General features: G+C 73.0%; 16 protein-coding genes. 10 read left to right on the forward strand and 6 right to left on the reverse strand.

Annotated features, from left to right (window positions below; all coding sequences use genetic code 11):
* Positions 1 to 133: 133 nt before the first annotated feature.
* Positions 134 to 1,345 carry an FUSC family protein gene (locus tag AB0D46_RS18245; protein ID WP_362878512.1) on the reverse strand — a complete coding sequence of 404 codons (1,212 nt, stop codon included), beginning with the start codon at positions 1,343 to 1,345 and terminating at the stop codon, positions 134 to 136.
* A gap of 132 nt (positions 1,346 to 1,477) precedes the next feature.
* On the opposite strand from AB0D46_RS18245, the gene AB0D46_RS18250 reads away from it, so the two are divergent.
* From AB0D46_RS18250 to AB0D46_RS18270, 5 genes are all read left to right on the forward strand, one after another.
* Positions 1,478 to 1,990 carry a hemerythrin domain-containing protein gene (locus AB0D46_RS18250; RefSeq protein ID WP_362878514.1) on the forward strand — a complete coding sequence of 171 codons (513 nt, stop codon included), beginning with the start codon at positions 1,478 to 1,480 and terminating at the stop codon, positions 1,988 to 1,990.
* Positions 1,991 to 2,897: 907 nt separating this feature from the next.
* Positions 2,898 to 4,106, forward strand: coding sequence for a polyprenyl synthetase family protein (locus AB0D46_RS18255; protein ID WP_362878515.1), 1,209 nt, complete (start codon positions 2,898 to 2,900; stop codon positions 4,104 to 4,106).
* Positions 4,103 to 5,635 carry a phytoene desaturase family protein gene (gene crtI / locus AB0D46_RS18260; RefSeq protein WP_362878517.1) on the forward strand — a complete coding sequence of 511 codons (1,533 nt, stop codon included), beginning with the start codon at positions 4,103 to 4,105 and terminating at the stop codon, positions 5,633 to 5,635. Before AB0D46_RS18255 ends, crtI begins: the two co-directional genes overlap by 4 nt.
* Positions 5,632 to 6,597 (forward strand): phytoene/squalene synthase family protein, encoded by a 966-nt coding sequence (locus AB0D46_RS18265; protein WP_362878518.1) that lies wholly within the window; start codon positions 5,632 to 5,634, stop codon positions 6,595 to 6,597. The genes crtI and AB0D46_RS18265 overlap by 4 nt, the downstream gene beginning before the upstream one ends.
* Positions 6,594 to 7,586 carry a DUF5914 domain-containing protein gene (locus AB0D46_RS18270; protein ID WP_362878520.1) on the forward strand — a complete coding sequence of 331 codons (993 nt, stop codon included), beginning with the start codon at positions 6,594 to 6,596 and terminating at the stop codon, positions 7,584 to 7,586. The genes AB0D46_RS18265 and AB0D46_RS18270 overlap by 4 nt, the downstream gene beginning before the upstream one ends.
* Positions 7,587 to 7,631: 45 nt before the next feature.
* Here AB0D46_RS18270 and AB0D46_RS18275 read toward each other — a convergent pair whose 3' ends face one another.
* The 4 genes from AB0D46_RS18275 to AB0D46_RS18290 form a co-directional block, all read right to left on the reverse strand.
* The gene (locus AB0D46_RS18275; protein ID WP_362878522.1) at positions 7,632 to 9,185 is read right to left on the reverse strand and encodes an FAD-dependent oxidoreductase; all 1,554 of its coding nucleotides are present in this window, start codon (positions 9,183 to 9,185) and stop codon (positions 7,632 to 7,634) included.
* On the reverse strand, positions 9,182 to 9,892 hold the full coding sequence (locus tag AB0D46_RS18280; protein ID WP_362878523.1) for a class I SAM-dependent methyltransferase: 711 nt from the start codon (positions 9,890 to 9,892) through the stop codon (positions 9,182 to 9,184). The genes AB0D46_RS18275 and AB0D46_RS18280 overlap by 4 nt, the downstream gene beginning before the upstream one ends.
* Before the next feature lie 9 nt (positions 9,893 to 9,901).
* Positions 9,902 to 11,095 (reverse strand): lycopene cyclase family protein, encoded by a 1,194-nt coding sequence (locus tag AB0D46_RS18285; protein ID WP_362878525.1) that lies wholly within the window; start codon positions 11,093 to 11,095, stop codon positions 9,902 to 9,904.
* Positions 11,096 to 11,392: 297 nt separating this feature from the next.
* The gene (locus tag AB0D46_RS18290) at positions 11,393 to 12,133 is read right to left on the reverse strand and encodes a maleylpyruvate isomerase family mycothiol-dependent enzyme (protein WP_362878527.1); all 741 of its coding nucleotides are present in this window, start codon (positions 12,131 to 12,133) and stop codon (positions 11,393 to 11,395) included.
* Between the two features lie 529 nt (positions 12,134 to 12,662).
* On the opposite strand from AB0D46_RS18290, the gene AB0D46_RS18295 reads away from it, so the two are divergent.
* The 5 genes from AB0D46_RS18295 to AB0D46_RS18315 all read left to right on the forward strand — a co-directional run bounded on the left by AB0D46_RS18295 (position 12,663) and on the right by AB0D46_RS18315 (position 16,361).
* Positions 12,663 to 12,908, forward strand: a complete 246-nt coding sequence (locus AB0D46_RS18295; RefSeq protein ID WP_362878528.1) for a hypothetical protein — start codon at positions 12,663 to 12,665, stop codon at positions 12,906 to 12,908.
* A 109-nt stretch (positions 12,909 to 13,017) separates the two neighbouring features.
* Complete coding sequence (locus AB0D46_RS18300; protein ID WP_362878530.1) at positions 13,018 to 13,770, forward strand: hypothetical protein; 753 nt, start codon at positions 13,018 to 13,020, stop codon at positions 13,768 to 13,770.
* A 2-nt stretch (positions 13,771 to 13,772) separates the two neighbouring features.
* Positions 13,773 to 14,207: a phage holin family protein gene (locus tag AB0D46_RS18305; protein WP_362878531.1), complete on the forward strand. Its 435-nt coding sequence runs from the start codon at positions 13,773 to 13,775 to the stop codon at positions 14,205 to 14,207.
* A complete protein-coding gene (locus tag AB0D46_RS18310; RefSeq protein ID WP_362878533.1) occupies positions 14,183 to 14,851 on the forward strand; it encodes a DUF3618 domain-containing protein in 669 nt (222 codons plus the stop codon). Before AB0D46_RS18305 ends, AB0D46_RS18310 begins: the two co-directional genes overlap by 25 nt.
* Positions 14,852 to 15,083: 232 nt before the next feature.
* On the forward strand, positions 15,084 to 16,361 hold the full coding sequence (locus AB0D46_RS18315) for a peptide ligase PGM1-related protein (protein ID WP_362878535.1): 1,278 nt from the start codon (positions 15,084 to 15,086) through the stop codon (positions 16,359 to 16,361).
* Between the two features lie 172 nt (positions 16,362 to 16,533).
* Here the strand turns inward: AB0D46_RS18315 and AB0D46_RS18320 are convergent, their stop codons facing one another.
* Complete coding sequence (locus tag AB0D46_RS18320; RefSeq protein ID WP_362878537.1) at positions 16,534 to 18,804, reverse strand: catalase; 2,271 nt, start codon at positions 18,802 to 18,804, stop codon at positions 16,534 to 16,536.
* Positions 18,805 to 18,950: the final 146 nt, after the last annotated feature.

Here is an 18,950-nt window from a genome sequence, read left to right on the forward strand (position 1 = left end):
AGCTGGGGGTGGAGAAGCGCTCGGCGCGACTGATGGAGGAGCTGGACCGCCATTCGCGCGAACGGCGCGCACGGTATCCCCGCCTTCCCGTGCTCCCGCCTTCCCGTGCTCCCGTGCTCCCGTGCTCCCGTGCTCAGACCTTCGCACGGGCCCGACCCCGCGGCGCCCGGCCGGCGAGCGCGTGCAGCCGGGGATACCGTGCGCGCCGTTCGCGCGAATGGCGGTCCAGCTCCTCCATCAGTCGCGCCGAGCGCTTCTCCACCCCCAGCTCGTCCAGCACCCGGTCCGCGTCGGCCAGCAGGGACCCGTAGAGCTGCCACTCGTCGGGGTGCCGCGCGATCTGCCCCGGCAGCAGGGCGGCGAACCGCTCGCGGCTGCGGCGGGCGATGGCCAGCTCCTCGTTCAGCCGTTCCTCGGCCGCCTCCGCGTTGGCGCTGACCTGGGCCGTCACGAGCTGGGCGAAGGACTCGACCGCGCCCGCCAAGTGCTCGTACACCTCCTGGAGCGCCTCCGCCACCAGGGGCGGGAACAACGGCTCCGGACCGCGGGAGCGGGCCATGTCGGTCAAGGTCCGGCAGGACACCCGCAGGACGACCGCGCAGATCTCCAGCGTGTCGAGACCCGTGCGCAGCACGAGCCGGAAGAGCAGGCCCTCGCGGACGCGGGGATTGAGCCGCAGGCTGTCCTCGGCCTGCCGCAGCGCCGCGTCGACCTCGGCGACGTCGTTGTCGAGGCGGCGGGCCTCGTGCAGCCGGGCGGCGGCCGATTCCACGGTCGTGGCGTGCTCCGCCTCGCTCCCGATGTGCAGGAGGAGCGTGCGCATCCGCGTCGCGAGACCGGTGATCGCGGCGCTCGCCGGCTCCACCCACACGGGCGGGGCGACGAGCACGTTGAAGGCCAGCCCGACCGCCGCGCCGATCAGCGTTTCGAGGACCCGGTCCCAGGCGGTGTCCGCCACCCGGGTCACCCCGAGGACCAGCATGGCGCTGATCGCCACCTCGGGAACGAACTCCCCGGCCCGCACCAAGCGGCCCACCACGAGCGAGGCCAGGATGACCAGGCCGAGGCTCCACCACGTCAGACCCACCAGCGCGCTGAACGCGATCGCGACGAGGACCCCCGCGACCACCGAGTTCACCCGCCGGATCCCGGTGGTGAGCGTGGTGAAGAGCGTGACCTGTACGACGAGCAGGGCGGTCAGCGGCGCCGTCAACGGCGCGGGTTCACTGCTCAGCCGTAGCGCGACGGCATAGGAGACGACGGCGGCGGCCGTCGAGCGGAGCGCTTGGACGACCGCTGGTTCTCGACGTACGACGTGCAGGAGCGAGGCAAGTGCGTGGGTCATGCTCGTGCGCCTGCCCGCGCGCGGCGGCGGAAACCCGTGACCGGCAGGTTTGGGGGGCCCGGGACGTTTCAACCGCGCCGCGCCGAGCACGCGCCGGACGAGGCAAGTGACCCCAGCCAGGAGGGAGCCGGCATGGCAGCCGACCGGCAGCACAAGGATCAGGACCAGGACGTCGTGGCGCTGATCCTGAAGGACCACCGCAGGATGGAGGACCTGTTCCGCCGGATGCGGAGCGTGGAGTCCGACCGTGCGGACGCGCTGGCGAAGTTCTCCGCCCTGCTCATCGCGCACGGCGAGGCGGAGGAGTCGAAGGTGTACGGCGCCCTGAAGCGTTTCCAGGGCGTGGACAACGAGGAAGTCGAGCACGGGACGGAAGAACACGAGGAGGGCAACGAAGCCCTGCTGGCCCTCCTCGAAGTCGACGAGGTGGGATCCGACGAGTGGGACTCCAAGCTGGAGGACCTGGTCAAGGCGGTCTCCCACCACCTGGACGAGGAGGAACGGACCATCCTCAACGGCGCCAGGGAGAACGTCCCCGACGAGCGGCGCGCCGAGCTCGGCGCCGCCTTCCTGGAGGAACGCGCCCGTCACCTGGCCGCGGACTGCGGCAGCGTCGAGAACGTCCGGGCCGTCGTCGGCAAGTAGCCGTGAACGGGACGGGCGGCCGCCTCGCAGCCCGCCCCCGCCCCCGCGGTGGTGCGGGGGCGGCACGGCTGCCGTGCCCCCCCGCGATGCCCCGGGGCAGCGGCAGGCTGCCCGTGGTGAACGATGGCCTCGGGGCGAACCGTCGGGGGCGAGCAGGATGACCGAGGCCCCGTCCGCGGCCGGGCCGCCGGCCGGACCCGCCGAATCGGCCAGGTCCTGCGGGGTGTAGTCCTCGCACGGCCTGCGAACGCCACCGCTGTTGGACACCCACTGGTTGCCCCGGCTGTCGGCCGCGATGCCCATCGGCCGGCGCAGCCCGCCGCCGGTCACCGTACGCTCCGGGTTCCCCTGCGGACGGAACGCGGCCACGCCGTCGCTACCGTCGCCCGTCGCCCGTCGCCCGAGCAGGGCGGCCAGGAGGGCCACCCGCTGCCACGGCGCACGCGCATCCGCATGGTCCTTCCGTCGGGCTGGGGCACGGTCGGCGACAGCGCACAGCACCGGCCGCGCCCCCGTCCGTCCCGCCCCGCCGCGCCCCGCCGCGCCCACCCGATCCGCCCGTACGGACCGACCACCCCCGCCGGGCGACGGCCCGCTTCGGGTCCGGGTCCCCGGCCGATTCCTCGACACCGAGCAGGTGCCCGTCCGGGATCCCGCGCCCTTGGAGCTCGCCCGCTGCCGGCCCGGTCACGCCGACGCATCCGGCGCGCCCCCTCCCACGCCCCCGGCCGCCGCTCGGCCCGCATCCGGTGCACCCATCAGGTGGACGGGCCGCGTGCGTTGTCTGAGCCCCTCCGTCCACGGGGGACAAATGCCTCGGACCGGCAGCGGTTGCGGGAGAACGCATCCGTGCGCCCGGTGAACGCGGAACAGGTGGCAAGCACCACTTCACGACACGGAGGACTCTATGCACGCGAAGTCGGTCGCCCGCCACCTCATCACCCACCGCCCCACCGCACACGCCTCCCGGCCCCCCACCGCGGCAACCGTCGACGCCGATGTCGACCACGCCGTCACCGGCGAGCTGGCGCGCCTGTGCGCCGACTCCGTCGCGTACAGCCGCTCGCTCGACCCGGTCTTCGCCACCGACGTCGCGGAACGCCTGGCCGACTTCACCCTCGGCGGCGGCTCGCGGATCCGACCCCGCTTCCTGTGGTGGGCCATGCGCGCCTGCGGCGGCACCGACGCCCACGCCGCCGGCGCGCTGCGCCTGGGCGCCGCGCTCGAACTCATCCAGAGCTGCGCCCTCGTCCATGACGACGTCATGGACGAATCGGCGGTACGCCGAGGCAGGCCCTCCTTCCACGCGCAGGTCGGCCTCCAGTTCCCGGCGAACACCCGCCCGGACGAAGCCGACCCGGCATCCTTCGCCCAGTCCGTCGCCGTCCTCGCCGGAGACCTCGCGCTGTGCTGGGCGGATGACCTCGTGGCCGGAGCCGACCTCGACCCGCCCGTACGCACCGACATCCTGCGGATCTGGCGAGCCATGCGGACCGAGATGGTCGCCGGGCAGTACCTCGACCTCCACGGGCAGGCGACCTCCTCCCGCTCGGCCGTCCGCGCCATCCGCACCGTCTGCCTCAAGACGGCCCGCTACACCGTCGAACAGCCTCTGGCCCTGGGCGCCGCGCTGACGGGAGTCGACGACGCCACCCGCCGCTCCCTGGCCGCCGCCGGCCGGTGCGCCGGAATCGCCTTCCAACTCCGCGACGACCTCCTCGGCGTATTCGGCGACCCCGCGGTCACCGGTAAACCCTCGGGCGACGACATCCGCGCCGGCAAGGCGACCTACCTGGTCGCCCTCGCCCACGCGGCCGCCCGCACCACCGGCAACCACGCGGCCGTCGACCTCCTCGAGGCCTGCCGGGGGAGCGGAGCCCTCTCCGGCCCCGACCTGGCCGCGGTCCGTACGGCCCTTCACGCCACCGGGGCGCCCGCTCACGTCGAACGGCGCATCGACCGCCTGGCCCGCGCCTCCGAACGCCACCTCGCCGCGGCCCGCCTGCACGGCCCCGCCGCCCGGCACCTGACCGAACTGCTCAGACGGGTCGCCTCGCCCGCGCCGCCGGATGTCCCGACCGATGAACCCGCCGCCCGCTACGGAGGCACCCGATGAGGAAGGTCACCGGCCGCACCGACCACGTGGTCGTCGTCGGCGCCGGTCTCGCCGGTCTCTCAGCCGCCCTCCACCTGCTCGGCGCCGGCCGGCAGGTCACCCTCGTGGAACGCGACCGCCTCCCCGGAGGCCGGGCCGGCCTCATCGAACGCGACGGCTACCGCTTCGATGCCGGCCCCACCGTCCTGACCATGCCGCACCTGCTGGAGGAGGCCTTCGCCGCGGTCGGCATGACCATGTCCGACCGGCTGACCCTGCGCCCCCTCCACCCCGCCTACCACGCCCGCTTCGCGGACGGCAGCCGCCTCGACGTCCACACCGACGCCCAAGCCATGGAAGCCGAGATCGAACGCTTCGCCGGCGGCCACGAAGCCGCAGGCTATCGGCGCCTGCGCCACTGGCTGCACGACCTGTACCGGGCGCAGATGGGCCGCTTCATCGAGACCAACTTCGACTCGCCGCTCTCCCTCCTGCACCCCGATTTGGCCCGCCTCGCCGCCCTGGGCGGATTCGGCCGTCTCCAGCCCGCCATCGGCCGGTTCATCACCGACGAGCGGCTCCAGCGCGTGTTCTCCTTCCAGGCCCTGTACGCAGGCGTCCCGCCGGCCCGCGCGCTCGCCGCCTACGCCGTCATCGCCTACATGGACACCATCGCCGGCGTGTACTTCCCCGAAGGCGGCATGCACGCCGTCCCCGCCGCTCTGGCCACCGCCGCCACCGAGGCGGGTGCCACCCTCCACTACGGGCAGAGCGTCACCCGCCTGGAACGCACCGGCGACCGCATCACCGCCGTCGTCACCGACCGGCAGCGCATCCCGTGCGACGCGGTCGTCCTGACCCCCGACCTGCCCGTCTCCTACCGCCTGCTCGGCGCCCGCCCCCGCCGCCCGCTCGCCCTGCGCCACTCCCCGTCGGCCGTCGTCCTGCACGTCGGAACGGACCGGACCTGGCCGGAGCTGGCCCACCACACGATCTCCTTCGGCGCCGCCTGGAAGCAGACCTTCCACGAACTCACCCGGACCGGCCGCCTGATGAGCGACCCCTCCCTCCTCATCACCCGGCCCACCGCCACCGATCCGGGGCTCGCCCCACCCGGCAAGCACACCCACTACGTCCTCGCCCCTTGCCCCAACACGGCCGTCGGCCCCTCGGCCGCCTCCTGGCACGACCTCGCCCCCCGCTACCGCGACAGCATGCTGCGCGAACTGGAGGCCCGGGGCCTGACCGGCTTCGCCGACGCCATCGACACCGAGGTCCTCATCACCCCCGCCGACTGGGCTTCCCAGGGCCACGCCGACGGTACCCCCTTCTCCGTCGCCCACACCTTCCCCCAGACCGGCCCCTTCCGCCCCCGCAACCTCGTGCGCGGCACCGCCAACGCCGTACTCGCGGGCTGCGGCACCACCCCCGGCGTCGGCGTCCCGACCGTCCTGATCTCCGGCCGCCTCGCCGCCGCCCGCATCACCGGCCTGCCCGCCGGCCCCCGCACCACGGCGCCACTCCCCGCAGCGAAAGGCAGCCCCGCATGACGCGACGCGAACTCGACGCCGCCGCCATCACCGACCCCGCCCTGCGCGCGGCCTTCGACCGCTGCCGCCGCCTCAACGCCCGGCACGGCAAGACGTACTTCCTCGCCACCCGGCTGCTGCCCGCCTCCCGCCGGCCCGCCGTGCACGCCCTCTACGCCTTCGCCCGGCTCGCCGACGACATCGTCGACGACCTCACCGCCCCCGCGGACCCCGGCGACCGCGCCGAGCGGCTCCACACCCTCTCGCGAGACCTCCACACGGCGATCACCGGTGGTACCGGCCACCACCCCGTCGTCACCGCCGTCGCCCACACCGCGCACCACTACCGCATCCCGCACCGCCACTTCGACGACTTCCTCACCTCCATGCGCAGCGACCTCACCGTCACCGACTACGACACGCTGGACGCACTGCGCGGCTACATGCACGGCTCCGCCGCCGTCATCGGCCTCCAGATGCTCCCCGTACTGGGCCACACCGCCCCCCGCGACGAAGCCGCCCCGCACGCCGCCGCCCTCGGCGAGGCGTTCCAACTCACCAACTTCATCCGCGACGTCGGCGAAGACCTCGACCGCGACCGCGTCTACCTGCCCGCCGACCTCCTCGCCGCCGAGGGCGTGGACCGCGAACTGCTGCTGTGGAGCAGACGCACCGGCCGCAGCGACCCCCGCGTCACGAACGCCCTGCGCGCCGCCGCCGCCCTGGCCCGGCGCTTCTACGCGAGGGCGGAGCCCGGCCTGGCCATGCTCGAACCCCGCTCCCGGCCCTGCGTCCGCACCGCCTTCGTCCTCTACGGCGAGATCCTCGACGCCGTCGCCCGCGACGGATACACCAGCGTCCACCGCCGCTCCGCCGTCCCCCTCACCCGCAGGGCGGCCGTCGCCGCCGCCGGACTGGCCCGTATCGCAGCCGGCCGCCTGACCGCCCCGGCCGCCCCCACCGCCAAGGAGCCGGTCCGATGAGCCCGCGCGCCCGCCGCCGCATCCCCGTCAGCCTGCGCCGCGAACCCGTGGCCTGGCACCGGCAGGAACCGACCTGGCGGAGCGCCTCGCCCCGGCTCATCGACGCCGCCCTCAAACGGGCGCAGGCCCGGCCCACGGGCAACTGGTACGTGCTGGGCCCCAGCAGCGCCGTCCGTACGGGCGCCGGGTACGGCGTCACGGTCGACGGCATCGAGATCGTGTCCTGGCGGGACGCCGGGGGAACGCTCGTCGCCGGACCGGGCGCCTGCCCGCACCTGGGCGCCGCGCTGGCCCAGGCCCCGGTCCGCTGCGGCGCCCTGGTGTGCCCCTGGCACGGACTCGCCCTCACCGGCGCCCCCTTCGCCGGATGGAACCCCTTCCCCGCCCACGACGACGGCGTCCTGGCCTGGGTACGGCTCGACGACCACGGCGGCGAGGAACCCCTCGACGCGCCCCCCGTACCCGTCCGCCCACCCGCCGCCCGCTCCCTGGCCGCCGTCTACACCGGTACGGGCGTCTGCGAGCCCGAGGACATCGTCGCCAACCGCCTCGACCCCTGGCACGGGGCGTGGTTCCACCCCTACTCCTTCGTCGACCTCACCGTCCTCGACGACGGCGCGGACACCGACGTCCTGACCGTGCGCGTCTCCTTCAAGGTGGCCCGCCGCATCGTCGTCCCCGTGACGGCCGAGTTCACCGCCCCCGGTCCGCGCACCGTCGTCATGCGCATCACCGAGGGCGAAGGCCGGGGCTCCGTCGTCGAAACCCACGCCACCCCGCTCGGGCCCGGCCGCGACGACCGCCCCCGCACCCGGGTCACCGAAGCCGTCATCGCCACCTCCCACCGGCCCGGCTTCACCCTCGCCCGCACCGCCGCCCCCCTCCTGCGGCCCCTGGTACGCCGCACGGCCGCCCGGCTGTGGCGCGACGACCTCGCCTACGCCGAACGCCGCATGCACCTGCGCGGCACGGGCCGCTTCCCCGGCTGACCCCCGCGCCAGGAGCCGGCACCGGCCCGGTGGCGGGCCGCCCCGCTACCGCGCGCGGGGCGACCGCTGCCCGAGTCCCGCCAACAACCGGCCCGCCGCGGACCGGCCCCGGTCCGGCACCGTCCACAGCGTTTCGCCGCGCACACCCCACCGCTCCAGCAGCGCGTTCGCCGCCAGGAAACCGCTCGTCGCCGCCCGCTCCATCAGCGCCACCGGCAAACCCGTACGCACCAGGTCACCGGCCACCACCACCCGCGCGTCACCCGTCCGAACACCCGGCCGCTCGCGGTGGCCGCCCACCGTGAACAGCGGACAGTCCTCACGCCACTCGTGCCGCACATCCACGATCCCGGAGTCCGCCGTCTCCGGGTACACCTCACGCAGCCGGCCCACCAGCCGTTCCTCCACGTCCCGCCGCCGCTCCGCCGCATCGACCGCGTACGCGTGCAGCTCCACCACCGAACCACCGGTGCGCAACGCCCACCGGTGCGCTTCGCCCTCCCACCGGTCCAGGACGCTCACGTTGTCGAGGTCACCGAAACCGCTCGTGCCCAGGAACCCGTGCCGGCCGCCCGCCACCGGGCGCGACAACCACAGCCTCGACACCAGGAACGGCGGCGCCGTCCGCAGCCCCGCCACCGATGCCCGCCACGCCGGACCCACGAGCCGCGGCGACGCGCCGACCACCGCCCGCAGCCCCCCGGTGTCCAGTGCCAGAACCACCCCGTCGACCCGCTCGACCGCCGTCCCAGCGACGACCTCCACCTCCACCTCACCGACGGGGCGCACCTCGTCGACCGGGGTGCCCGTACGCAACTCCACGCCCAGCCCGTCCAGATGGCGGGCCAGCGGATCCCACAGGGCCTGCGGGAACGGCTCGCGCGGCACATCGAACAGCAACCCCTCGCTGGAGCCGAGGAAATAGATGTGGAACATCAGCACCAGCTCCGCCGCCGACAGCGTCGCCGGATCGGCGAAGAAGCTCCGGGAGAACACCTCGAACGCCAGATGGTGCGCCGCCTCGGGGAAACGGATCGACGCCAGGAACTCGCTCGCGCTCACCCCGTCCAACGCCTCGTACACCTCCGGGACACCGACATCCAGCAGAGGCAGAGCCGCGCGCGGGTTCATCCGGCCCAGATCACGCCAGCCGAACGACGGGCTCTGCGCGACGAAACCCAGCGCGCTCAGCGGCGGAGTGCGCGGCACCCGCGCGAAGCTGTCCTGCCCGCCGTCGCGGTGGCGCAGCGGGTAGTCCGCCAGCCCCGTCAGCCCGTGCAGCCCCGGATCGGTCCGGCGTAGCAGCGCCCGCAGGTTGTAGTACTGCCGGAAGAACGCGTGGAAACCGCGGCTCATCGTCGCTTCCGTGCCGTCCGCGAGCCGCGTCCGCCATCCCGCGAGCCGGCCGCCGAGCTGCCCGTCCCGCTCGAAGAGGACGACGCGCACACCGCGTTCGGCGAGGGCCGTGGCCGCCGACAGGCCCGCGATGCCCCCGCCGACCACGGCCACCCGCGGTCCGTTCTCCTCGACCCGCGGCCGCCCACCGCGGGGATCCACGCGCCGGGCCCGCCGGTCCCGGCCCGGGTAGGCCCCGCTCACGGGGCGACCCGCCCGACGAAGGTGTGGGTGATCCCCGTCTGCCACCCCGGCAGCGGCAGCACCCGCACGTCCGCGAACCCGGCCGCCCGCATCCGCGCGGCGAACCGCGGCGCCGTGTCGAAACCGAGCACGCTGCGCCACAGGTGCTCGTACAGTCGGGCGTCCCCGCCCGTACGCCCCAGCGGCATGATCACCGTCCGGCACACGGCCGTCCACAGCGCCCGGTGCACCGGCTTCCCGCTGAGCGCGTACTCGTGCACGGCGATCCTCGCGCCCGGCGCCATCACGGCCCGCACACGGGCCAACGTCAGGTCGGGATCGGGCACGTTGCGCAGGAGGTACGCGGCGAAGACGGCGTCGAACGGCCCGCGGACGCCGGCTTCGCCGAGCCCGTCGGCCGACGCCTGCACGAAGTCGACGCCGGCGGGCCAGTTCTTGGCCGCGGCCCGTTCCAGCATGCCCGCGGAGGCGTCCACCCCGGTCACGTGGGCCGCGCCCGCGACCGACAACAGCGCCGCCGTCGAGGCACCGGTGCCGCAGCCCAGGTCCAGGACGCGGACGCCGCGGCCCGCGTCCACCAGCCCCAGCCGGCGAGCCGATCGGCGCAGATGCCCGTGGTAACCGGGACTCGCCGCGACCAGCAGGTCGTAGCGCGCCGCGGCGTGGTCGAAGGCGACCGACAGGGAGTCGTCGCGTAGCAGTGACATGACAACCTTTCAGTACCGTCCCGGCCCCAAGGCGGGGACGGTACGGCGCAGGAGCGGCAGTTCCAGGAGCGACCGCAGCATGGGCAGGACGGGCGTGCGCAGACCGATCCCGAAGTCCTCGACGGGCGAGGTCGCGCCGTCCAGGAACCGCAGGACCCGCTCGATGGGCACCGATGCGAAGAGGTGACAGAAGAAGGCCCCGCCGTCGATCCGCCCCGTGTCCAGCGCGCGCAACAGCACCGCGTCCATCCCCCGGGCCCGGCGCCCGTGCACGGCGGGTGCCCGGGCGGGGGAGCGCCCCGCCCGCACCGCTTCGGCCAGGTGATGGCTCTGACGCTGGATCGCGGAGAACGTGTAACCCGTGGAAGGCCGGGTCGCCCCGCCGGCCGCGCCGATGAAGTGGACCCGGTGCCCGTCGCGACGGGGGTACGCGCCGTCGCTCATCGGGATGATCCCCTGCTCCCGCTCACCCACCGTGTAGTCGCCGAGGCCCAGGACCGACGTGCAGTAGTGGTGCAGGGCACGCTCGTACGCCGCCTCGTCGAGCACCGAGCGGGAGAACTCCGTGTACTCGACCAGTGCTTCGTACCGGTTGAGCGGCAGCACGTACCCGAAGGCGAGCCCCCGGGGCGGCTGGGTGAGGCGGAAGTCCATCAGGGTTGCCGCGTCAGGATCGAAGGCAGGCTCCGCGGTCCGCACGAACCACCCCCGGAAGTGCTGGAGCAGCGTGGTCCGGGCAGCGGGCAGCCGCTGCGGCTGCCGCGAATCGAAGACCAGCCGCGATCGGACCACGGAGGGCGCCCCCGACACGTCGCTGCCGTGGACCACCGCACCATCACCGGCGTCCCGCGCCGATTCCACCGTCATCAGCCGCAGATCGACCCCGTACGCACCGAGCCGCCCCGTCATGGCTGTCCCGAACCGGTCCGACCGCAGCATCTTGTACCGCGCCGACCCCAGCGGCCGGTCGATCACCGCGCCGTCCGGCGCGTACAGACGCAGTCGGTTCCAGCTCGCGGTCAGCAGCCCGTCGTACGGACCGGCGCCCGTCTCCCAGAAACACCAGGTCCGGGTGGGCGGCCGCAACGCACCGGGCGGCGCCTCGACCACCACCACGCGCGGTGCCGGGCCGGCCCCGGACAGGGGCCGCGCGAGGCGGACCGCGAGGGACAGGCCCGCTGCCCCCGCCCCGATCACGGTCACATCCGCATCCCGGCTCACCCCGACCTCCCGCCCATCGCGCCAACCTTCCCTCTTCCGCGCCGACCACCCCCGCGGATGCAGTCAACCCCTCCGGCGGGAGCAGCCCCCCAAGGACCACGACAGACGGCAGAAGGACCATCCCCATGGCCCTCTGGCACCACCCCGTGAGGGCGGCCTCCACGGGACACGAGCCCCGGACCAACCACCTCGCCCGGAGCCCGGTAGCCGGTGACAAGGGGGTGCGCCGGCGCCCGGCCCGTGAGGCGCCCCCGCGCAGCACGCCGCGGCGCCGAGGGCTCAGCGCCGCCAGGCGGGGACGGTCGGAACGGTGTCCGTTCGCCCGGTGGTGAGGTTGCTGCCGTCCGTACGACCGGTCAGCCAGGCGAGAACGTCGTGCGCGCAACCGGCCACGTGCGGGCCGGCACCATCGCCGGTGCTGTGGGTCGAACCCTCATCGACGACGTGGATCCGCGCCGACGGCATCGACGGATCGCGCTGCAGCCGCAGCACCGTTTCGTTCAATTCACGGATGACGAAGGCGTGTGGCCAGTCGGCGGGCGTGTAGCCGGCGGCCAGGTCCACATGGTGCACCTCCAGCTCGCGCAGGAGGCTCCACAGCACCCCGCGGACCGGGCGCCTACCTCCTCCCAGCCACCGCACCGGCACGTCCCAGGCCGCGGCGGGATGAGCTGCGATGGCCTTCAAGAGGCCGTGGAGCGACTTCGTCAGATCCGAGCGGATGACGTCCGGCTCGCGCAGGGCTCCGGTCGCGATATCGCGGGCCCGGCTTTCCTCGTCGGGATACTGGGGATGGTCGTCGCCGGTCCGCGCGGCCGTCAGCAGACGCACACGAGAATCCGCGCCGCGCGCGAGGTGAACCAACACGTGTGCCCGGGTCCAGCCGGGCAGCGGGGAGGCAGCACGCGTCTGCCGCGCTGTCAGAGAGCGGGCGGTGGACAGGAACTGTTCGGCCGATGTGGTCAGGAGGGGCAGCAGAACGTGGGGCTGGTCCTCTCCGACGCGGTCCGGTTCGGTCATGGCGGGTCACCTTTCCCATGGAGTCGTGCGACGTACGGCAGGGTGATCGGACGTCGACTGTTCCTCGGCCCGGCACGGTGCAGTGCCTCGGGAGGCCGCCGGGGCAACGCAACCGAAATCCCCGGTTTGAGCCGCATGCCCGACGCCGCCCCCACCATTACCGTTCGCGCTTGCTCCCCGCCACTGACCGACGGACCGCTCCGCGGCCACCCGGACCGGACACTGCGGATGGTTCCGACCCAGGAGCTGCCGGCGCGCGCAACGACCCGGCGACGGAGGGTGACGGCCGGGGCGTGGGGGCCTACCGGTCAGGGGGTGGCGTTTCTCGGTGCCCGTTGGGTAGGCACGGAATGGACGGAGCACAGGGAGGCCCGGGCTCCGGCGGGATCGCGGGCCGGCGGGGGCGCACTCGCCACCTGTCACACGGACCCGGCCCGTGACCCCACTCCCGCGCCCCCGTACCGTGCCCTCAGCCGTCGAGGTTGGCGACCACACCCACGGCGGCCTACGCGTAGCGAAGGCAGGAATCATGATCTCGGTGTCCATATCGCTCATCCCCACCGCCGACGGCCAGCTCCTCATTCCCGCCACCGAGGTGACCGCACTTTTGCGCACGTTGGCAAGCGACTGGATGACCCCGCCCGAAGCCGTCGAGGAGACCTCCACTCCCGGTCCGGTCGACGAGGCGGCCGGCGCCATCCGGCAACTGGCCGATCAAATCGACGCGGAGTGCATCGCGTGCATCGGTCCACCGGAAACGGGCGACGTCGGGTGAGGAGAAGTATCCGTACCCATGGCATGTTCGACGTCCATGGGTGAAGCGGTGAAAGGGGGGCAGGCGGCGGTGTGAGACGCATCACCGCCATTCATCAGGAGGAGGAGCCTTGAGTGACTTCCAGGATGCGCGCCGTCAGGATGAGAGCAGGACGACGGCTGCGGCACACACGGTGCAGGACAAGGCCGGCGAGAGCGTTTCGCTGGTCGGGGACAAGGCCGCCGAGGTAGGCGGTACGGCAAAGGAGCAGGCCGCCAACGTGGTCGGTGAGGCCACCGCGCAGGCACGCGATCTCGTAGGCGAGCTGCGGACCCAGCTGACCGGCCAGGCCGAGACCCAGACGCAACGTCTCGCGGAAAACGTACGGCGGCTCTCACAGGAGCTGCGGGAGCTCGGCGAGAACGGCAAGCCCGACTCGACCATGGCCGGCGTCGCCCGTCAGCTGGCCGACGGCGGACAGAAGGTCGCCTCGCGCATGGACACCCGGGGTCCCGACGGCCTGGTCAGCGATCTGCAGACCTTCGCCCGCCGCCGTCCCGGCGTCTTCCTCGCCGGAGCGGCCCTGGCCGGTTTCGTCGTCGCACGGGCCGGCAAGGGCATCAGCGCCGCTGCCTCCTCGGAGAGCGGCACCCCTGCCGACAACGGCGGCGTTCCCCCCGTCGGCCGCCCGGTCACCGCCAGCAGCACCCCGGCCGCAGGTCGCCTTCCGGCCCCCGACCGCGGCGGCATACCCGCCGGGTACGAGGACCCCCTCGACACCTACGGCCAGTCGCAGCCGCCGCACGTCACCCCGACGCCCCCGGCCTACCCGCCGGCGAGCCCACCGCCCACGGGCACCCCGAGGCCCGGAGGAGGGATCTGAGCATGGCCCTCTCCTCTCACGAACGACCGGCGGCGCCCGCGCCGCCCCCACCGGCACCCACCGAAGCCTCCCTCGGTGACCTGATCGGCGAGATAGGCCAGGACCTCTCTCAACTCGTCCGTGATGAAATCGAATTGGCCAAGGCCGAGATCAAGCAGGAGTCCACCAAGGCGGGCAAGGCCGTCGGCCTGCTCGGCGGAGCGGGTTACGCCGGACACGTCGTACTGCTCTTCGCGAGCCTGACCGTCGTCTTCGCCCTCGCCAACGTGATGGACCCGGCCTGGGCCGCACTGATCGTCACCGTCCTGTGGGCCGTGGTGGGCGGCGTCCTCTACGTCATCGGCCGCAAACACCTGCGGACCGTCAACCTCAAGCCCGAACAGACCGTGGAAACCTTGAAGGAGGATGCCCGATGGGCCCGACACCCGACGAGCTGAGGACCGACGTGGAGTACCGACGCGCACACCTCGCGCGCAATGTCGACCTCCTCGCCGACAGGATGACCCCGAGCAGGATCGCCCAGCGCAAGGTCGACTCGATGCGCGACCGGGTGAGCGGAGTGAAGGAGCGCGTCATGGGCAGTGCACAGGACACGGCGCACACCACCACCGGAAGCCTGCACCAAGCCGCCGAGAGCGTCGGCGAAACGGCCCGCGAGGCGGGCAGCAGCGCCCAGGAGGCCATCCAGCAGGCACCGGCGAAGATCAAGCGGCAGACCCAGGGCAGCCCGCTCGCCGCGGGCCTGATGGCCTTCGGCGCCGGTATGCTCGCCGCCGCCCTGCTGCCGACCTCCGAAGTCGAGGAGCAGGCGGGACAGCGCCTGCGAGAACACTCAGACGAACTGCTCGAACCGGTGAAGCAGACCGCCCTGGACGCCGTACACGAAGTCCGCGACGAGCTGAAGGAACCGGTGGCCGATGCCGTTGAATCGGTCAAGGGAACAGCCCAGGAGGCCGTGGCGACCACGAGCGAACACGCGCAGAGCGCCGGCCGTGAAACAGCCGACGGACTGCGTCAGGCCGGGCAGGACACCGCCGCGGAGGTCCGCAACGACCCCGGAACGCGGCGCCCTCCCCAGTAGAGCCGGTCGACAGAGCCACAGGGCCGGGGCGCAGGCGGCGCCGTCCGGGGCCTCCGCCCCGAGCGCGTCACCACTGCCCCGGTCTTCGTGGTTGCCCCGGCCGCCAAGTGACCCATCAGAGAGCGGCCGATGCATCTCGCGCCTACTGAACTTCGTCCCACCGAACGGCGCACCATGGAGGCGGTAGGGCACGGCCCCCGGAGCGGGGCGAGACGGCGTGAGAGGAGCAGCAGTGAAGGAGCGGAACGCAGGTCCGCTGTTGGTGTTCGCCAATTTCCTCTCGGACCTGGCGGTCGACCTGGAGGCGGGCGAAGTGCTGGCGCAGTGGGCTCAGCAGGCGCCGCGCAAGGCATGGCTGTTGCGAGCCGGCGATGTCCTGGTGACCCCCGGATCGCTGAGCGAGGAGTTCCTGCGGTACGTGCACGACCTGACGGGCGTGCCCCGCGAGCAGACGGCGGTGATCGAAGTGCCGCCGGCCGGTGCGGTCCCGCTGGCCCAGGCCGTTCGCCAGGCCGGGCTGATGGAACGGGTCGCCGCTCACGTGCGTGAGCCGGGAACGGCACTGCTGCCGACCGCCCCCGACGCATCCGCCGTCGCGTTCGCGCGTGATCTCGGCCTGACCGTGCACCCGTACGCGACGGTCGACGAAGCCGCCGCCGCCGTGCCGGTCACGATGCTGTTGAACACGAAGTCGGGCTTCCGTCGAGCGGCCGCGCGACTGGGCATGCGCCTGCCCGCGGGACAGGTGTGCCGCCGACCCGAGGTCGAAGGTGTCGTACGCCGGCTGCTCACCCGGTACGAGCAGGTGGTGGTCAAACCCGACCGCTCCGCGGGGGGCCACGGGATGCGCTTCCTCTCCCGGCAGGACCTGGCCGGAACGAGCCTCGCGCTGGAAGCGGTCGGTGGCCCGCAAGGAACGTGGTTGGTGGAGGAGTGCCTGACCGTGGCCGAGTCGGTGAGCATCCAGATGGAGAACACGGCTTCGGGCCCTCGCGCCCTGTTCAGCGGGGCCATGCGAACGGAACAGGGATCCTTCACGGGCTACGTGTCACCCCTGCCGTCGTCGTGTGCGCACGTGGCCGGTGAACTGGAGGAATGGGGCATGCGACTGGGCCGCCACCTCGCCGCTCACGGCCACCTCGGCCCGTTCGGACTCGACGCGCTCGTCGACACGGACGGAGTGCCGTACGCCGGCGAGAGCAACGTCCGCCGGACCGCAACCACCACGCCCCACGACATGGTCACCCGGCTCACGGCCGCGTCCGGCGCGGCCTCCCGGGCGTGGATGGTGGCGAAGGGGCGCACCCGGACGGCCTTCGGGCTGGCGGAAGCCCTTGAGCGGCTGGGTACCCACCGGCTCGCCTTCGACCCGGCGAGCGGGGAGGGGGTGGTGCTCTACGCGGACGCCCCACCGGACGGCCGCGCATGGCGCTACGCGGTCATCGCGGCGGATGCGGACGGGGCGAGGGAGTGGGAAAGAGGACTGGCAGAAGCCTTTGGACTGGAGTGAGCGGCCGCCGTGCCCCGAGCCACCCGAGCACGTGGCGTTCGTACCGCACCGCGTGCGCGCACGGACGAAGACGCGGGCGGCCTGAACCGCGTCATGAACGGCGAGCCCCGGACCCTGGAGGTCCGGGGCTCGCACCCGCGAAGACGCCCCTCGCCGGGGGCGCGCGGTCGGATCAGGTCACGGCGGGGAAGCGCTCCCACACGCGGTGGGCCGCCAGCAGTTCCATGAGTCGGCGCATCCCCTGAGCGCCGTCGCTGACGAGGACTCCCGGCTCGCCGACCGAGATCCCGGCGGCCTCGAAGAGGGTCCCCGCGTCGCCCAGACCGATCAGTGCCTTGCCGTGCCGGTAGGCCTCGGTGAGCAGCGCGAGGACACGGGGGTCGCTGACGGGCGGCCGTGGGGCGCCGGCCTTGGCATCGCGCGCCCCGTAGGCGTCGGCGCCCGCTCCGGGTACGCCCGCGAAGATCAGCGCGTCGAATTCGACGGAGCGCGCGGTGGCGAAGGTGCGCTGCACGGTGACCGGCTCGGCGCCGCCGAGCACTCCGCCCGCCGCGGCGATGACCAGCGGGACCATCCCCGCGTCCAGGATGACCTGGCGGAGCGCGTCCACACCGATCATGTCGATGTCCTGGCCTGCGACGATGCCGACGACGCGGCCGTCCAGCGGCCAGGTGTCGCCGACCTGCGACAGGCGGGGGCTGGGGGCGACGTCGACGAGGGGTTCGGTGGGAGCGGGGGCGGGCAGTCCGAGCCCGGCCGCGACCTGGGCGCACAGTTCGGGGTCGATGTTGGCGAGCACGCCCAGGGTGCGTTCCTTGATGGCCTGCTCGTAGCACTTGCCGAGTTCGAAGGTGTAGGCGGCGATGATGTGCTCGCGCTCGACCGGGGTCATGCTGAGCCAGAACAGGCGCGGCTGGGAGAAGTGGTCGCTGAAGGAGGCGGGTGCTTCGCGGACCTTGCGTCCGGCCGGTACCTCGACCGGGACCTCGATGAACGCGCCGGTGTCGGCGCCGGCGAAGAACGGGCAGCCGCCGTCGAGACTGTTGGGCTTGTAGGGGGCCACCCCGCGGTGCACGGCCGTCTGGTGGAAGCCGTCGCGGAGCATGTCGTTGACGGGCGCGTGGGTGCGGTTGATCGGGATCTGCGGGAAGTTGGGGCCGCCGAGCCGGGTGAGCTGGGTGTCCAGGTAGGAGAACATGCGACCGGCCAGCAGCGGGTCGTCGGTGGCGTCGATACCGGGGACGAGGTGGCCGGTGTGGAAGGCGACCTGTTCGACCTCGGCGAAGAAGTTCGACGGGTTCTTGTGGAGGGTCAGCAGGCCCACCGGCTTCACCGGCGCGAGCTCCTCCGGGACGATCTTCGTGGGGTCGAGGAGATCGATGCCCTCGAAGGTCTGGTCGGCGGTGTCGGGGAAGGTCTGGATGCCGAGTTCCCACTGGGGGAACGCGCCCGCCTCGATGGAGTCGTACAGGTCACGCCGGTGGAAGTCGGGATCCACCCCGGCGAGGATCTGCGCCTCCTCCCACACGAGGGAGTGCACGCCCAGCTTGGGCTTCCAGTGGAACTTCACCAACGTGGTGGCGCCCTGGGCGTTGACGAGGCGGAAGGTGTGGACGCCGAAGCCCTCCATCATCCGGTAGGAGCGGGGGATGCCCCGGTCGGACATGTTCCACAGGGTGTGGTGGGTGGCCTCGGTGTGCAGGGAGACGAAGTCCCAGAACGTGTCGTGCGCGGACTGGGCCTGCGGGATCTCCCGGTCCGGATGCGGCTTGCCGGCGTGGATGACGTCGGGGAACTTGATCGCGTCCTGGATGAAGAACACCGGGATGTTGTTCCCGACCAGGTCGAACACGCCTTCCTCGGTGTAGAACTTCGTCGCGAACCCCCGGGTGTCGCGCACGGTGTCGGCGGAGCCGCGCGATCCCAGGACGGTGGAGAACCGCACGAACACCGGCGTCTCCACCTCCCCGGCCAGGAACGCCGCCTTGCTGACCGCCTGCGCGGTCCCGTAGGACTGGAAAACACCGTGCGCGGCCGCGCCGCGGGCGTGCACCACGCGCTCCGGGATCCGCTCGTGGTCGAAGTGCATGAGCTTCTCGCGCAGGTGATGATCCTGCAGCAGTACCGGCCCCCGCGGGCCCGCCTTCAACGAATGGTCACTGTCGGGCAGCCGCACACCCTGCGCACTCGTCAGGTACGCGCCGCTCTGTGCCATGCGGGCCTGCTCCGCGCCGGTGGGTTGCCCGGTCGGGCTGACCGTTTCCGGTCCGCTCTGATCCGCCTTCGGCGGCAACGGCTCCACCGGCGTCGTGGGCTCGACGAGCTGCGGGGAGACAGGAGCCGGCTTCCCGGGAATCCCTTCCTCGGGTCCTTCGGCCGCGTCGGTGTGGAGCATGTCGCTGATCTTGTCGGCGACGGCCTTCACCGGGTTCTTCTCGGACATCAGTTCTCCAGATGCAGGGGGGCGGACCACGGCCCCTCGGGGGCCCTGCATCTGTGACCCGAGCAACGCACGACGAAACCCAGGGCCGACCCGCGCCACGCCCGAAAACCGCAGCCGGCGGATCTACCGGTCAGGGCACGCGGCTC

Source organism: Streptomyces sp. NPDC048383 (genome assembly GCF_040651775.1).
Taxonomy (GTDB): domain Bacteria; phylum Actinomycetota; class Actinomycetes; order Streptomycetales; family Streptomycetaceae; genus Streptomyces.

Coding starts and splice junctions, on each gene's coding strand:
- AB0D46_RS18245 (WP_362878512.1), bottom strand. CDS start 1,345: ATGACCCACGCACTTGCCTCGCTCCTGCACGTCGTACGTCGAGAACCA.
- AB0D46_RS18250 (WP_362878514.1), top strand. CDS start 1,478: ATGGCAGCCGACCGGCAGCACAAGGATCAGGACCAGGACGTCGTGGCG.
- AB0D46_RS18255 (WP_362878515.1), top strand. CDS start 2,898: ATGCACGCGAAGTCGGTCGCCCGCCACCTCATCACCCACCGCCCCACC.
- crtI (WP_362878517.1), top strand. CDS start 4,103: ATGAGGAAGGTCACCGGCCGCACCGACCACGTGGTCGTCGTCGGCGCC.
- AB0D46_RS18265 (WP_362878518.1), top strand. CDS start 5,632: ATGACGCGACGCGAACTCGACGCCGCCGCCATCACCGACCCCGCCCTG.
- AB0D46_RS18270 (WP_362878520.1), top strand. CDS start 6,594: ATGAGCCCGCGCGCCCGCCGCCGCATCCCCGTCAGCCTGCGCCGCGAA.
- AB0D46_RS18280 (WP_362878523.1), bottom strand. CDS start 9,892: ATGTCACTGCTACGCGACGACTCCCTGTCGGTCGCCTTCGACCACGCC.
- AB0D46_RS18290 (WP_362878527.1), bottom strand. CDS start 12,133: ATGACCGAACCGGACCGCGTCGGAGAGGACCAGCCCCACGTTCTGCTG.
- AB0D46_RS18295 (WP_362878528.1), top strand. CDS start 12,663: ATGATCTCGGTGTCCATATCGCTCATCCCCACCGCCGACGGCCAGCTC.
- AB0D46_RS18305 (WP_362878531.1), top strand. CDS start 13,773: ATGGCCCTCTCCTCTCACGAACGACCGGCGGCGCCCGCGCCGCCCCCA.
- AB0D46_RS18310 (WP_362878533.1), top strand. CDS start 14,183: ATGGGCCCGACACCCGACGAGCTGAGGACCGACGTGGAGTACCGACGC.
- AB0D46_RS18320 (WP_362878537.1), bottom strand. CDS start 18,804: ATGTCCGAGAAGAACCCGGTGAAGGCCGTCGCCGACAAGATCAGCGAC.